Consider the following 14,741-nt stretch of genomic DNA (forward strand, 5'->3'; position numbering starts at 1 on the left):
AGGCGGCCGCGGCCGCCTTCCCCGCCTGGCGTGACACCTCGCTGGCCAAGCGCACCGCGATCATGTTCCGGTTCCGTGAACTGCTCAACGAGCGCAAGGGCGAGCTCGCCGAGATCATCACCGGTGAGCACGGCAAGGTCCTGTCCGACGCGCTGGGCGAGGTCACCCGCGGCCAGGAGGTCGTGGAGTTCGCCTGCGGCATTCCGCATCTGCTCAAGGGCGGGTTCAGCGAGAACGCCTCGACCGGGGTGGACGTGACCTCGATCCGGCAGCCGCTCGGAGTGGTCGGCATCATCTCGCCGTTCAACTTCCCCGCCATGGTGCCCATGTGGTTCTTCCCCGTAGCCATCGCGGCCGGCAACACCGTGGTGCTCAAGCCGAGCGAGAAGGATCCCTCGGCCGCCCTGTGGCTGGCCGAGCTGTGGGCCGAGGCCGGACTGCCTGCCGGGGTGTTCAACGTACTGCAGGGTGACAAGGTCGCGGTCGACGAACTGCTGTCCCACCGGGCCGTCAAGGCCATCAGCTTTGTGGGCTCCACGCCGGTCGCCCAGTACGTGTACGCCGCGGGAACCGCCGAGGGGAAGCGGGTCCAGGCGCTGGGCGGGGCGAAGAACCACGCCGTCGTGCTGCCCGACGCCGACCTGGACCTCGCCGCCGACGCCATGGTCAACGCCGGATTCGGGTCGGCCGGGGAGCGCTGCATGGCGATCTCCGCGGTCGTGGCGGTCGGGGCCATCGCCGACGAACTGGTCGCGAAGATCGCCGAGCGCGCCCGTCTCGTCAGGACCGGCGACGGCACCCGGGACTGTGACATGGGGCCGCTGGTGACGGCCGCGCACCGCGACCGGGTCGCCTCCTACATCGACGGGGCCGAGCGGGAGGGCGCGGCCATCGTCGTGGACGGACGGCAGGTCGTGGCCGACGGCGGCCGGGACGGTTTCTGGCTCGGCCCCACCGTGGTCGATCGCGTCACCACCACCATGAGCTGCTACACCGACGAGATCTTCGGACCGGTCCTGTCCGTCCTGCGGGTCGACTCCTACGACGAGGCCCTGGAGCTGATCAACGCCAACCCGTACGGCAACGGCACGGCGATCTTCACCAATGACGGCGGGGCCGCGCGCCGCTTCCACAACGAGGTCGAGGTCGGCATGGTCGGCATCAACGTGCCGATTCCCGTGCCGATGGCCTACTACAGCTTCGGTGGCTGGAAGAGCTCCCTGTTCGGGGACACCCATGCGCACGGTACCGAGGGCGTGCACTTCTTCACCCGCGGCAAGGTCGTCACCACCCGCTGGCGCGGCCCCAGCCAGGGCGGCCTCAACCTCGGCTTCCCGCAGACCGTCTGAGACCGCCTGAGACCGCCTGAAGGAGACGCACGTCATGACTCTCGTCCACCCCGAACTCAACCCGCAGGCTATCGCCCGGACCTACGAACTCGACCGCCGCCATGTCTTCCACTCCTGGTCCGCCCAGGCCGAAATCACGCCCATGGTCATCACCCGCGCCGAGGGTTCCTACATCTGGGACGGCGAAGGCAACCGGCTGCTCGACTTCTCCTCCCAGCTGGTGAACACCAACATCGGCCACCAGCACCCCTACGTCGTGGAAGCGATCGCCGACCAGGCCCGCACCCTGGCCACGGTGGCCCCGCAGCACGCCAACGACCAGCGCTCCGAGGCGGCCCGCCTGATCTGCGAACGCGCCCCCGGCGAGCTGAACCGGGTGTTCTTCACCAATGGCGGTGCCGACGCCAACGAACACGCCGTGCGCATGGCCCGGCTGACCACCGGCCGGCCCAAGGTACTGAGCCGCTACCGCTCGTACCACGGCGGAACGCAGACCGCGATCAACCTGACCGGGGACCCGCGCCGCTGGCCCAACGACGAAGGGACCTCGGGTGTGGTCCACTTCTTCGGCCCGTACCTCTACCGGAGCCACTTCGACGCGACGACCGAAGAGGAGGAGTGCCGGCGGGCACTCGCACACCTCGAGCAGGTCATCGAACTCGAGGGGCCGCAGACCATCGCCGCGATCCTGCTGGAGGCCATCCCCGGCACGGCCGGCATCATGCCGCCCCCGCCCGGCTATCTCGCAGGCGTAAGGGCGCTGTGCGACCAGTACGGCATCGTGTTCATCGTCGACGAGGTGATGACCGGCTTCGGCCGCACCGGCGCGTGGTTCGTCTGCGACGACGAAGGCGTGGTCCCCGACCTGCTGACCTTCGCCAAGGGCGTCAACTCTGGGTACGTCCCGCTGGGCGGTGTCGTCATCTCGGACCGGATCGCCGAGCACTTCGCACACCGTCCCTACCCCGGCGGGCTCACCTACTCCGGGCACCCGCTGGCGTGTGCGGCGGCCGTTGCCGCGATCACCGTCATGGAACGCGACGGCATCATCGACAACGCCCGCCGCATCGGCACCGACGTGTTCGGCCCCGAACTCGTCCGGCTCGCCGCACAGCACCCCAGCGTCGGCGAAGTCCGCGGACGGGGCGTCTTCTGGGCCATCGAGCTCGTCACCGACCGGCACACCCGCCGGCCTGTCGCGCCGACCGGGGGCAGCAGCCCGGTGATGGCCGAGGCCGTCCGCGCCTCGAAGGAGCTCGGACTGCTGCCGTTCACCAACTCGGGCCGCATCCACCTCGTACCGCCGTGCACCATCACCGAATCCGAGGCCCGCGAGGGGCTGCACATCATCGACCAGGTCCTGAGCCGGGTCGACACGCTGTGCGGTGCGTCGTCATGACACCGTGACGACCTCGGGTGCCCGGTTCAGGAACTTGACGAGCTGCTGCAACTTGATCTCGTCTGCCGTGTCCACCTCGATGGTGATCCTCCGCAGCCCGTCGACGGGCGCGGCGACATCCATGGTGATCAGGTCGAACTGGCGGTGTGCCAGGATCGATGCGACCCGGGCGACCGCCAGGGGCATGGCGACGACCTCGAGTTGCAGCACGGCACCACCGGGGTGCGGGCTTGGTTTCACGGCTTCGGAGGGGGCAGCACGGGTTGCTGACTGTGTCGCGGCTGACATGAGGGACACCGTGGCAAGAGCGCGATGACGTCCACAACGAAAGTGCGCACAGCGATGCGAAGCACGCTCCCGTCGAGCAGTCCGGCCGGGGCGAAAGTGAGCGTCGCGGTAAGTGCTGCTTACACTTGTGGCATGTCGGCACCCGTACATCTCGACTCGGTCGATCTGCAGATCCTGGAGTTGCTGCGAGCCGACGGGCGGCGCACCGTGCGCGATATCGCACGTCTGGTGAAGCTCTCGCCGGCGCCGGTCCGCCGGCGCATCACACGCCTCGAGGAGTCGGGGGTCATCACCGGTTACACGATCACCACGGATCAGGCCAGGCTCGGTCAGGGCCTTCAGGCGGTCACCGAGCTGCGTTTCACGGGCGACACGGACATCCATGACATCGTGGAGTTCGCGTCGACCCTGCCGGAGGTCGACGAGGTGCTGACGCTCACCGGCGATGTGGACGCACTGGTCAGGTTGCATGTCGACAACGTCGATGAGCTGCAGAAAGTGGTCAATCGTCTGCGTCGTAAGGGGGTCGGTGTGCTGCAGACGAAGACACTGATCGTCATCGCCTCCTGGCAGCGTGGAGCTCCCGTGCCCTGAGACCGCCCGGACTCAGCGGTGTATGTGTGATCAGTCGGGCCAGGAGCGGCAGCCGCGGTCGGAGGAGCGATGTCAGGTGCGTGTTGCGCCCCCGCCTCAGGGGGCGCCTCAGAGGGCGACCGGGAGATCCCCGAGCCCTCCGCCGTTCGGCTCCGGGCCTCGGAGCGGGAGCGGGCGCAGGGGCTGCGCGCCATGCTGCACATCCCTGGAGGAACGTTTTCGATGGGGGGCGATGACGCCGACGCGTTTCCCGAGGACGGTGAGGGCCCGGTCCGGGCGGTGCGGCTGTCGCCGTTCCTCATCGACGCCACGGCTGTCACCAACAGGCAGTTCGCGGCGTTCGTGCGTGCCAGCGGCTATCGGACCGATGCCGAGCGCTACGGCTGGTCCTACGTGTTCTACGCGCTCGTCCACCCCGGGGCCCGGCACCTGGTGCGCGACACGGTGGCGCAGGCGCCCTGGTGGCTCGCGGTGGAGGGGGCGTGCTGGCAGGCCCCGTACGGGCCGGGGTCGTCATGGACCGAGCTGTCGAACCACCCCGTCGTCCATGTCTCCTGGCGCGACGCGTCCGCCTACGCCGCCTGGGCGGGCAAGCGCCTGCCCACCGAGGCGGAGTGGGAGAGGGCGGCGCGTGGCGGTCTGGAGCGCTCCCGCTTCCCCTGGGGGGACGAACTGCTGCCCCGCGGGCAGCACCGCTGCAATATCTGGCAGGGGCGGTTTCCACAGGTCAACACGGGTGAGGACGGATATCTGGGCACCGCGCCGGTCAAGACCTTCCGGCCCAACAACTTCGGCCTCTACAACACCTCGGGCAATGTGTGGGAATGGTGCTCCGACTGGTGGAGCACCACATGGCACGCGGCCGACCGTCCGGAGACCCGCCAGGACCCGGCCGGGCCTCCCGCCGGGGAGGCGAAGGTGATCCGCGGCGGCTCCTATCTGTGCCATGCGTCGTACTGCAACCGCTACCGCGTCGCCGCGCGCACCTCCAACACACCGGACAGCAGCACCGGACACATGGGGTTCCGTTGCGCGGCCGACCTGCCCCGGACGGTTCGGTAGACGAACCGCCGCCCCAGCGGGCCGGCTGGGCCGGCGATGGTTGACACCACAACAGGAGCGGGCGAAACTTACTGCCCAGACTACTGGTAAGACCAGTTAACCTGAGCCTTCCTTGGTCAAAGGAGCTTCCTGGATGACCAACGCCTCTCCGTATCCGCCGTCCGAGAGCGGCACTTTCCAAGGCAAGATCGGCACCACCTACGAGGAGTCGACTCCTTGGTGGCCGGATCCGCAGACGCTCCCCGAGGACACGCCCAATGTCGTGGTCATCGTGCTCGACGATGTCGGCTTCTCCGACCTGGGCTGTTTCGGCTCGGACATCGACACCCCGGCCATGGACGCCCTCGCCACCGACGGCCTTCGCTACGCGAACTTCCACACCACCACGCTGTGTTCGCCCACCCGTGCCTCCCTGCTGACCGGCCGCAACCACCACTCCGTCGGCATGCGCATGCTGTCCAACTTCGACACCGGCTTCCCCAGCGGTCGCGGACGGATCACCAAGGCCGCCGCGACCCTGCCCGAGGTGCTGCGCGACAGCGGCTTCAACACCATGGCCGTGGGCAAGTGGCATCTGGCGCCGATGGAGCAGACCACCGCCTCCGGGCCGTACACCCAGTGGCCGCTGTCCCGCGGGTTCGAGCGCTACTACGGCTTTCTCGAAGCCGAGACGGACAGCTTCTATCCGGAGCTGTTCTACGACAACCACGCCGTGGACCCGCCCAAGAGCCCGGAAGAGGGCTATCACCTCAGCGAGGACCTGGCCGACCGGGCCATCCAGTTCATTACGGACCAGACGTCGGTCACTCCTGAGAAGCCCTTCTTCATGTATCTGGCGTTCGGCGCGGCACACGCCCCGCACCAGGCTCCCCAGGAGTACCTGGAGAAGTACCGGGGCCGGTTCGACCACGGCTGGGACGCCGAGCGCGCCACCCGCCACACCCGCCAGATCGAACGGGGCATCCTGCCGCCCGGCACCGAACTTGCGCCGCGCAACCCAGGGGTCGTTCCCTTCGACGAGCTGTCGGACGACGAGAAGAAGCTGTCCGTACGCCTCCAGGAGGCCTACGCGGCGATGCTCGACCACACCGACCACCAGATCGGCCGGCTCATGGAGTTCCTGGAGCGGATAGGCCGGCTGGAGAACACCATCACCATCCTGCTGTCGGACAACGGGGCCAGTCAGGAAGGCGGGCAGAAGGGTTCGCTCAACCCCACCGCGTTCCAGAACGGCATCGCCGAGGACCTGGAGGAGATGGTCGCGCGGATCGATGACATCGGCACCGCCCGCGCCCATGCCAACTACCCGTGGGGCTGGGCACAGGCGGGAAACACCCCGTTCAAGCGCTACAAGCAGAACACCCACGAAGGCGGCGTCCGCTGCCCGCTCATTGTGCAGTGGCCGCGGGGTCTGCCGCGCACCGGCGAGATCAGGCAGCAGTTCCACCATGTCACGGACATCGTCCCGACCCTTTTCGAACTGCTGGGTGTGCAGTCCCCCTCGGTCTACAACGGCATTCCGCAACTGCCGGTCCACGGTGTGAGCATGGCCTACACCTTCGGCTCACCGACCGCGCCGACACGCAAAGAAGCCCAGTACTTCGAGATGTTCGGACACCGCGCGATCTGGCACGACGGCTGGAAGGCCGTCTCCTTCCACCAGCGCGGTACGTCGTTCGACACGGACCAGTGGGAGCTCTACCACCACGACACCGACTTCTCGGAGTGCGACGACCTGGCGCAGAAGCGGCCCGAGCAGCTGCAGAAGATGATTTCCCGCTTCTGGGTGGAGGCGGGAAAGTACGATGTGCTGCCCTTGGACGACCAAGGCTTCGCCTACCGGGCGAAGATTCCGCGCCCCGGCTCCCCGCGGATGCGCACCATCTTCACCTACTACCCCGGTATGGCCCATCTGCCCATCGCCGCGGTCCCACCGGTGATGAACCGCGGACACCGCATCACCGCGTTCGTCGACCGGGCCGCCGCGTCGGACGAGGGTGTCCTGGTGTCCCTGGGCAACATCAGCAGCGGATACGTCCTGTACGTCAAGGACAACCGGCTGATCTACGAGTACAACTTCCTCGGCACCCGGTACACGGTGACCTCCGCGGAAGAACTCCCGCTCGGCCCGGCGGAGCTGACCTTCGAATTCGTCAAGACCGGTGATATGCGGGGCACCGGACACCTGTATGTATCGGGAAGGACGGTCGGCTCCGAGCCCATTCCGCGAGTCCTCCCGCACTTCCTGGGCTGGCAGGGCCTCGACATCGGCCGGGACACCCTGTCGCCCTCCTCGACCGGCTACGACGGCGAATTCGCGTACACCGGAGCGTTCGAGAAGGTTGTGTTCACGGTCGCGCCGGACGAAGAGGACACGGAGCCCTTCGAGCGGATCGACTGACTCCCGCCGCCACACGACTGGGAGCGACGCGGAGCCCTTCGGGGCCCGCGTCGCTCCCAGTTGGTCATCCGGTCAGGTGGGCGGTGTGAAGCGTCCGTCGATCGCCGTCCAGCCTCCGTCCACGAAGAGCTGGCTCCCCGTGACGAAGGACGACGCGTCCGACGCCAGGTAGACCACGGCGCCGGCCAGCTCATCGGGGCGGGACCAGCGGCCCAGGGCGCTCTTGGTCGCGTACGCCTCCGACCACTCGGGCACGGCCTTGATCTGCGTGGTCAGCGGTGTGTCCACGATGCCCGGGGCGATGGTGTTCACCCGCACGCCCGACGGGCCCAGTTCGGCCGCCGCGGTCCGCACCAGCTGGACCAGGCCCGCCTTCGTGGCCGCGTACACCCCCTGCCCCGGCTCGACGGCCACCGCGCGGATCGAGCTGAAGCCGATGATGCTTCCCCTGCCACGCTCGGCCATGCCACGGCCGAACGCGCGCACCAGGTCGAAGGACGCGCGCAGATTGAGCGCCACGACCCGCTCGAACTCCTCCGCCGTGTAATCGAGCAGCCGCTTGCGCACATTCGTCGCAGCGGTGAAGACGAGCACATCGACGGGGCCGAGCTCCTCGGCAGCGCGCGCCACCGCCTCGCCGTCGAGCACATCCAGGGCGTACGGGACAAGGCCCGGCCCCATCGACGCCGACGCCGTGGCCGCCGTCAGGTCGCGGTCGGCGCACACCACCGTGGCGCCGTGCGCGGCCAGCGCCAGGGCGCTCTCGCGGCCGATCCCGCTGCCCGCGCCCACCACGACGGCCTTGCGGCCGTCGAGCCTGAACAGGCGGGAGTACGCGTCCACCGCATCGGTGCGGTCCTCTGCTTGCATGGTCCTCACGGCTTCTTTGTCGTCGGAGTTGTCGTCGGGCGGATCACTGCCATACGGGTGACGGTGAGCTCTTCGATGGCGAACCTCGGGCCCTCCCGTCCGGCCCCGGAGTCCTTCACGCCGCCGTACGGCATGACGTCGGAACGGAAACCGGGCACCTCGTTGACCACCACTCCGCCCACCTCCAGGCGGTCGAGAGCGGCGAACGCGGTGTCGAGGGCGCTGGTGTAGACGCTCGCGTGCAGTCCGTAGCGCGAGTCGTTGACCAGGTCGAAGGCCGTCTCCAGATCGGGGACGGACCGTACCGCGACCACGGGGCCGAAGACTTCCTCGCCCCAGACGGGGAGGGCGCGGTCCACGTCGAGCAGCACGGTGGGCTCGATCACCCCGTCGGTGACCTTGCCCCCGGCCACCAGCGACGCCCCCGCCGCCACCGCCTCGTCCAGCCATCCGCGGACCCGCTCGGTCGACCGCTTGTCGATGAGTGCCGAAACCCTCGTCGCCGGATCGCGGGGATCGCCCACGACCACCTGGGCCACCCGCTCCGCCAGGCGGGCCATGAACTCCTCGCGTACGGCGTCCACCACGATGACCCGCTGCACGCTGATGCACGCCTGGCCCGACGCGTAGTACCCACCGCGCACCACCGCGTCGGCGGCGGCGTCGAGGTCGGCGTCGGCGGCGACCACCAGGGCGGCGTTGGAGCCGAGTTCGAGCAGCACCTTGGTGGGGGCCGCGTCCCGGGCGATCCGGTGGCCCACGGCGGCAGAGCCGGTGAAGGACACCGCCCCGATCCGGCGGTCGGTGGTCAGCGCGACACCCACCTCGGGCCCCCCGGTCACCAGTTGCACCGCGGCCGGCGGCGCCCCGGCGGCGCGCAGGGCCTCGCGGAGGAGGTGCACCAGCCACAGGGTGGCCAGCGGTGTCTGCGGGGCGGGCTTGACGACGACCGGGCAGCCGGCGGCCAGCGACGGCGCGACCTTGTGCGCGGCGAGCAGCAGCGGGTAGTTGAAGCCCGCGATGCCCACCACCACACCGATCGGCTTACGGGTCCAGAAGCCGAGCAGCCCCTCCCCCGACGGCAGCAGGTCCAGCGGCACCGTCTCCCCGTGCAGCCGGGCCACTTCCTCGGCCGCCGTCAGCAGGGTCAGCAGCGCGCGGTCCACCTCGACACGGCAGTCGACCAGCGGTTTGCCGGTCTCCAGGACCAGGAGCCGTTCGAAGTCCGCGCGCCTGGCGGCGATCGCCTCGTGCGTGGCGAGCAGGGCCGCCCTGCGGGTGTGCGAGGGGAGCCGGCCGACCTGTTCGCGGACCGCGACGGCCGCGTCCACCGCGCGGCGCGCGAGGTCGGTGTCCCCGACCGGGGCCCGCGCGACGAGCGTCCCGTCGTAGGGGAAGCGGATGTCCTCCGCGGCGGGTGCCGCCACCCAGTGGTCGCCGATGGGCAACCCCGTCGGGAACTGGTGGAACTCCAACACCTGGGCGCTTTCGCCACTGGCGGGTTCGACGTGGGTCGTCACGGTCAGTACTCCCGGTTGAGGTCGGCCGCCGACACGCCGGACAGTGCCTTGCCCAGGGTCGGTACGGCGGCGATCAGCCTGCGTGTGTAGGAATGTTGCGGCTCCTCGTACACCTGCTCCGTGGGCCCGGTCTCCACGATCTGTCCGCCGTTCATGACCGCGACCCGGTCGCACACATGGCGGACCACGGACAGGTCGTGGGAGACGAAGACCAGCGTGAGGGACAGCTCCTCGACGAGGTCGGCGATGAGGTTGAGCACTTGGGCCCGTACGGACACATCCAGGGCGCTCACCGGCTCATCGGCCACGATGATCTTCGGTCGGGGGGCGAGGGCGCGCGCGATCGAGATGCGCTGCCGCTGGCCGCCGGAGAACTGGTGCGGATACCGGTCCGCCGCGTCGGCCCGCAGGCCGACGGCCTCGAGCAACTCGGCCACCCGCTCCCGGCGGTTCGAGTGTCCCTGTGCGACCAGCGGCTCGGCCACGATGTCACCGACACGCATACGCGGGTCCAGCGAACTCATCGGGTCCTGGAACACGAGTTGAAGCCGCTCGCGGACGAACCCGAGCTGTCTCTCCCTGAGCCCGGTGATGTCCCGGCCGTCGATCGCGACGCTACCGCTGGTGGGGCGGTCGAGCCCGGCCAGAATCCGCAGCAGGGTCGACTTACCGCACCCCGACTCCCCCACGATGCCGAACCGCTGCCCCTGGGGGACGGTGAAGCTGACGCCCCGCAGGGCGTGCACCGGGGGGCTGGGGTGGCGCAGCGAGGTACGCGGACGGTGGTAGACGCGTGTGACGTCGCGGACGCTGATGGCGGTCGGCTGCTCAGCCACGGCCGGCCTCCTGGTTCATGGGTGTGCCCTTCACGTGCGCGCCACTCTGGGATGCCGGGCTCTCGGATGCCGGGTGGAAGCAGGCGTAGCCGGAGTCCGGCCCGGTCGGGACCCATTCCGGCCTGGTGGCGCACGCCTCGGTCGCGTGGGCACATCTGTTTCTGAAGACACATCCGGCGGGGAACTGGCCCGCCGGCGGTACCGATCCGGGGATCGTGGCCAGCCGGCCGCGGTCGTCCACCACGGTCAGATCCGATGCGCCGATCAGGCCCTGGGTGTAGCGGTGCCGAGGGCGGGTGAACACCTCCTGGACCGGTCCGGACTCGACCAGCCGTCCGCCGTACATGACCATGACCCGCTCGCAGGCGGTGGCCACCACGGCCAGGTCGTGGGTGATGAACAGCATGGCCGACCTGCGGTCCTGGACACCGCGCACGATCAGGTCGAGCACCCGCGCCTGCACCGTGACGTCGAGCGCGGTGGTGGGTTCGTCGCAGACCAGGAGTGCGGGGTCGTTCGCGAGGGCGATGGCCAGCACCACCCGCTGCCGCTGGCCTCCGGAGAACTGGTGCGGGTATGCCTGCGCGGCGGCCGCGGGGTCGGGGAGCCCCACCTGGGCGAGCAGTTCCACGGCGGCGGCTCGCGCGGAGGCCCGGTCGGGCCTGGTCCGGTGGATCAGCAGCACCTCGGCGATCTGCCGCCCCACCCTCATCGTGGGGTTCAGGGCGGTCATGGGCTCCTGGAAGACCATGGCGATCTCCTTGCCCCGCACCCGGGACATCCGCGCCTCGTCGGCGCCGACCAGGTCGTGGTCGACTCCGGCGAGCCGCACCGAACCCGTGGCCCGGAGCCCTTCGGGGAGCAGGCCCATGACGCTCAGCGCGGTCAGCGACTTGCCCGACCCCGACTCGCCGATCAGGCCGACCCGCTCGCCGGCCCCGATGGTGAAGCCGACATCTTCGACGAGCTTACGGCCGCCCACCGTTACGTCGAGGTTCCGCACGGCCAGCACGTCGCCAGTCACGTTGCCGGTCATCTGCGGTCCTCCAGCTTGGGGTCGAAACGGTCGCGCAGGCCGTCACCGAGCAGGTTGAATCCGAGCACCGCCACCGCGATCGCGATGCCCGGGAACACGGCGAGCCGGGGGGCGGACGACAGCATCTCCTGGCTCTCCTGCAGCATCCGGCCCCAGGACGGTGTGGGGGGCGGGGTGCCGAAGCCCAGGAAGGACAGTGCGGCTTCGGCGAGTACGGCGATGGCGAAGCCGACCGACGCCTGCACGATGACGAGACTGCTGACGTTGGGCAGAACATGCCGCACAGCGATCGCGAACGGCCCGCGGCCCGCCGCGCGCGCGGCGGTGACGTACTCGGTCTTCATGACCTGCAGCGTGCCGCCGCGGATCAGCCGGGCGAAATTGGGGATGGACGCGATACCGATGGCGACCATCGCGACCAGCGTGCTGGCGCCGTACACGGCGGCGAACATGATGGCCAGCAGGAGCGCCGGGAAGGCGAGAAGCAGGTCGTTGGCGCGCATCAGCAGCTCGCCGAGCCAGCGGGGCGCCATCCCGGCGGCGATGCCGAGGGGCACCCCGACCACGGCGGCGACCCCCACCGCCACGAAGCCGACGAACAGCGTGGTACGCGAGCCCACCAGGATCTGGCTGAACACGTCACGGCCGAATTTGTCCGTGCCGAACCAGTACTCCAGGGACGGCTTCTGCAGCCGCGCCGAGGCGTTCACCAGGGTCGGGTCGTGCGGCGTCCAGACGAAGGACAGCAGCGCCATGCCGAGCACGACCGCCACGATGAGACCGCCCACCAGCAGGCTGCCCGTCACCGGGCGGCGCCGACGACGGACGTCGGGCACCGCGGACGCGGCAGCCTTGGTGTCCGGAGCGGACTTGGTGTCCGGAGCGCTCATGACGCACCCGCCCTGAGCCGCGGGTCGATCACCAGATAGATGATGTCCACCAGGAAGTTCACCAGCAGCACCGCCATTGCGATGATCATGACCACGTCCTGCACCATGATGAGGTCCCGGTTGGAGACGCTGTCCAGCAGCAGGCTCCCGAGCCCGGGGATGACAAAGACCCGTTCGATGACCACGGCGCCCACCAGCAGCGTGGCGAGATGCAACGCCAGGACGGTGACCACGGGCACCGCCGCGTTCCGCAGGCCGTGCCGCAGCAGCGCCCGCGTCGGACGGAGTCCTTTGGCACGGGCGGTGCGCAGATAGTCCTCCCGGAGGACATCGAGCACGGCGCTGCGGACATAGCGGGTGAGCATGGCCCCCTGCACCAGTCCGAGGGACAGCGCGGGCAGCACCAGCTGTTTGAGGAACATGACCGGATCCTGCGCCGGGGGTGTCCAGCCGTTCGCCGGCAGCCACCCGAGCCCCACCGCGAACACGGTGACCAGGAGGATGCCCGCGAGGAAGGCCGGGACGGCCACGCCGACCTGGGACAAGGCCGAGAGAATGAGCCCGGACGGCTTGCGGTGCCGCACCGCCATGAGCGTGCCCATGGGGATCGCCAGGATGCAGGCGAGCGCCATCCCGGCGCCGACGAGCCACAGGGTGACCTGGAGGCGGTCGGCGATCTGCGGGCCGATCGCCGTCTGTGAGATATAGGAGTTACCCGGGTCGAAGGTCACCAGTCCCTTGACCCAGCTGAAGTACTGGACCACGAGCGGCCGGTCGAGCCCGAACTGCTCGCGCAGTTGCGCCACCGCCGTGTCCGACGCGCTGACGCCGAGGGCGACGCGGGCCGGATCCCCTGGCAGCACCGCCATGAACGCGAACACCAACACGGAGCTCACGACAAGGCTGGCCAGGAGGATCCCGATCCGCTGCACCAGACGGACGATCATCTGTTGAGTCCGCCTTTCATGACCGGCCCAGGCCGGTGAGATCCAGTGACTCGGAGACGTTGTCCACGGGCAGGCCGGTGATGTCCTTGTCCGCCACCATCAGGTTCGGCAGCAGGAACAGCCAGTCGGCCGCGGCGTCCTTGGACAGCAGCCGGGCAGCCTGCCGCATGGCGGTGATCTGCTCCTCCTGGGTGCCCTTGTCCGCCTTCTTCAGCAACGCGCGGAATTCAGGGTTGTCGTAGTGGGTGTAGTAGCTCTTGTCCCCGAACACCGTCTGCATATCGCGGGGTTCCAGATGTCCGATGATGGACATGTCGTAGTCGGCGTTCTTGAACACGGTGCTCAGCCAGGCGGCGGGGAACTCCAGCTGATCGAGGGTGACCTTGAACCCGGCCTGTTCGAGCTGGCTCTTGACCACGGTGCCGCACGCGGTGGCATAGGGCAGCGTCGGAATCCGCAGCCGCAGCGTACTGCCGGCCACACCGGACTCCTTGAGGAGCTTCTTCGCCTTGTCGCGGTCGTACGGATACTGGTTCGTGAGGTCCTGGTACCACGGGTCGGTCGGCGGGACCATGCTGCCGATGAGCTTGCCGCGCCCCGCCCAGCAGGTGTCCAGCAGGGCCTTGTGGTCGATGGCGTAGCGGACGGCCTGGCGGGCCTTCAGATTCTTCAGCGGGCCCGAGCCGTTGTTGAGGGAGAGGAGCACCTCGCCGTTGGTCGTGCCCTCGATGACCTTGTACGTCGAGTTGTTCGCGAACCGGTCCAGAGAATCCGGGGTCTGCATCGTGCCGATCACGTTGATGGTGCCCGTGAGCAGCGCGTTGTTCATGGCTGTCGGGTCCTTGAAGTACTTGAGGGTGACCGACGCGAAGTGCGGTTCACTCCCCCAGTAGCCATCACGGCGGGCCAGCGTGATCGAGTCGCCGCGGTTCCACTTCTTCACCACGTACGGGCCGGTGCCCACCGGCTCGGTGGCCAGCTTGCTCACACCGGTCCGGCTGAACATCACGCCGACGCGGGTGGTCATCCGGTACAGCCAGTCGTTGCTCGGCTCCTTCAGGGTGACCTTGAGTTCGGTCGGTGACACCGCCTGCACCGTGTCGACGACGTCCATCTGGGCCTTCTGCGCGATCGTCCAGTCGGACTTGACGCGTTCGATGGAGAACTTCGCGTCCTCGGCGGTGAACGGTGCGCCACTGCTGAACTTGGCGTCCTTCACCAACTGGAACGTGTATGTCTTACGGTCCTTGGACAGACTCCACGACTTGGCCAGTTGGGGCTGGATCTTCCCGGACTGGTCCACCTTCACCAGGTTCTCGTAGACGTTGTAGAGCAGTGCCTGGGGAATGGCGGCGCCCGCGGTCTTGGTGATGTCGAGGTTGGCCGGCTCGGCGTTGAGGCCGATCTTCAGGGCGTCGTCGGTCTTCCCGGACTTGCCCGTGCCACCTCCGTCTGCCGTGGACCCGGCCGAGCAGGCTGCCAGCAGTAGGGATGCGAGCGTGGCCGCGACCACCCCGGTGTGTCGCGTCAGCTGCTTGTTGTCTCTCAT

Annotated in this window: 13 protein-coding genes; 5 read left to right on the top strand and 8 right to left on the bottom strand. The window is 68.9% G+C overall.

The window, feature by feature from the left end:
- Positions 1-1,349: CoA-acylating methylmalonate-semialdehyde dehydrogenase (locus tag CCN51_RS20575; RefSeq protein WP_086859957.1), on the top strand; the 1,349-nt coding region annotated here is incomplete at its 5' end.
- A gap of 34 nt (positions 1,350-1,383) precedes the next feature.
- A complete protein-coding gene (locus tag CCN51_RS20580; RefSeq protein ID WP_014173193.1) occupies positions 1,384-2,748 on the top strand; it encodes an aspartate aminotransferase family protein in 1,365 nt (454 codons plus the stop codon).
- Here CCN51_RS20580 and CCN51_RS20585 read toward each other — a convergent pair.
- Complete coding sequence (locus CCN51_RS20585) at positions 2,743-2,958, bottom strand: ACT domain-containing protein (RefSeq protein WP_014173194.1); 216 nt, start codon at positions 2,956-2,958, stop codon at positions 2,743-2,745. The genes CCN51_RS20580 and CCN51_RS20585 overlap by 6 nt on opposite strands.
- 210 nt (positions 2,959-3,168) lie before the next feature.
- On the opposite strand from CCN51_RS20585, the gene CCN51_RS20590 reads away from it, so the two are divergent.
- The 3 genes from CCN51_RS20590 (at position 3,169) to CCN51_RS20600 (ending at position 7,093) form a co-directional block, all read left to right on the top strand.
- On the top strand, positions 3,169-3,630 hold the full coding sequence (locus tag CCN51_RS20590) for an Lrp/AsnC family transcriptional regulator (protein ID WP_014173195.1): 462 nt from the start codon (positions 3,169-3,171) through the stop codon (positions 3,628-3,630).
- 69 nt (positions 3,631-3,699) lie between these two features.
- Positions 3,700-4,692 carry a formylglycine-generating enzyme family protein gene (locus CCN51_RS20595; RefSeq protein ID WP_043486030.1) on the top strand — a complete coding sequence of 331 codons (993 nt, stop codon included), beginning with the start codon at positions 3,700-3,702 and terminating at the stop codon, positions 4,690-4,692.
- A 133-nt stretch (positions 4,693-4,825) separates the two neighbouring features.
- Positions 4,826-7,093: an arylsulfatase gene (locus CCN51_RS20600; protein ID WP_014173197.1), complete on the top strand. Its 2,268-nt coding sequence runs from the start codon at positions 4,826-4,828 to the stop codon at positions 7,091-7,093.
- A 72-nt stretch (positions 7,094-7,165) separates the two neighbouring features.
- Here the strand turns inward: CCN51_RS20600 and CCN51_RS20605 are convergent, their stop codons facing one another.
- Genes CCN51_RS20605 through CCN51_RS20635 form a run of 7 tightly spaced genes read right to left on the bottom strand, consistent with a single transcriptional unit; the run spans position 7,166 to position 14,741 of the window.
- Positions 7,166-7,963 carry an SDR family NAD(P)-dependent oxidoreductase gene (locus tag CCN51_RS20605; RefSeq protein ID WP_014173198.1) on the bottom strand — a complete coding sequence of 266 codons (798 nt, stop codon included), beginning with the start codon at positions 7,961-7,963 and terminating at the stop codon, positions 7,166-7,168.
- Between the two features lie 5 nt (positions 7,964-7,968).
- Positions 7,969-9,483, bottom strand: coding sequence for an aldehyde dehydrogenase family protein (locus tag CCN51_RS20610; protein WP_014173199.1), 1,515 nt, complete (start codon positions 9,481-9,483; stop codon positions 7,969-7,971).
- Between the two features lie 2 nt (positions 9,484-9,485).
- Positions 9,486-10,319, bottom strand: coding sequence for an ATP-binding cassette domain-containing protein (locus CCN51_RS20615; protein WP_014173200.1), 834 nt, complete (start codon positions 10,317-10,319; stop codon positions 9,486-9,488).
- Complete coding sequence (locus tag CCN51_RS20620; protein ID WP_014173201.1) at positions 10,312-11,355, bottom strand: ABC transporter ATP-binding protein; 1,044 nt, start codon at positions 11,353-11,355, stop codon at positions 10,312-10,314. Before CCN51_RS20620 ends, CCN51_RS20615 begins: the two co-directional genes overlap by 8 nt.
- Positions 11,352-12,245: an ABC transporter permease gene (locus CCN51_RS20625; RefSeq protein WP_014173202.1), complete on the bottom strand. Its 894-nt coding sequence runs from the start codon at positions 12,243-12,245 to the stop codon at positions 11,352-11,354. Before CCN51_RS20625 ends, CCN51_RS20620 begins: the two co-directional genes overlap by 4 nt.
- On the bottom strand, positions 12,242-13,192 hold the full coding sequence (locus tag CCN51_RS20630; protein WP_014173203.1) for an ABC transporter permease: 951 nt from the start codon (positions 13,190-13,192) through the stop codon (positions 12,242-12,244). Before CCN51_RS20630 ends, CCN51_RS20625 begins: the two co-directional genes overlap by 4 nt.
- Positions 13,193-13,208: 16 nt before the next feature.
- Positions 13,209-14,741: an ABC transporter substrate-binding protein gene (locus CCN51_RS20635; protein WP_014173204.1), complete on the bottom strand. Its 1,533-nt coding sequence runs from the start codon at positions 14,739-14,741 to the stop codon at positions 13,209-13,211.

This window comes from Streptomyces milbemycinicus, assembly GCF_002154605.1.
GTDB lineage: Bacteria > Actinomycetota > Actinomycetes > Streptomycetales > Streptomycetaceae > Streptomyces > Streptomyces milbemycinicus.

Bases quoted from the DNA above. Each gene is read 5' to 3' on its own strand.
- CCN51_RS20580 (WP_014173193.1), top strand. From the start codon at position 1,384: ATGACTCTCGTCCACCCCGAACTCAACCCGCAGGCTATCGCCCGGACC.
- CCN51_RS20590 (WP_014173195.1), top strand. From the start codon at position 3,169: ATGTCGGCACCCGTACATCTCGACTCGGTCGATCTGCAGATCCTGGAG.
- CCN51_RS20595 (WP_043486030.1), top strand. From the start codon at position 3,700: ATGTCAGGTGCGTGTTGCGCCCCCGCCTCAGGGGGCGCCTCAGAGGGC.
- CCN51_RS20600 (WP_014173197.1), top strand. From the start codon at position 4,826: ATGACCAACGCCTCTCCGTATCCGCCGTCCGAGAGCGGCACTTTCCAA.
- CCN51_RS20605 (WP_014173198.1), bottom strand. From the start codon at position 7,963: ATGCAAGCAGAGGACCGCACCGATGCGGTGGACGCGTACTCCCGCCTG.
- CCN51_RS20620 (WP_014173201.1), bottom strand. From the start codon at position 11,355: ATGACCGGCAACGTGACTGGCGACGTGCTGGCCGTGCGGAACCTCGAC.
- CCN51_RS20625 (WP_014173202.1), bottom strand. From the start codon at position 12,245: ATGAGCGCTCCGGACACCAAGTCCGCTCCGGACACCAAGGCTGCCGCG.
- CCN51_RS20630 (WP_014173203.1), bottom strand. From the start codon at position 13,192: ATGATCGTCCGTCTGGTGCAGCGGATCGGGATCCTCCTGGCCAGCCTT.
- CCN51_RS20635 (WP_014173204.1), bottom strand. From the start codon at position 14,741: ATGAGAGACAACAAGCAGCTGACGCGACACACCGGGGTGGTCGCGGCC.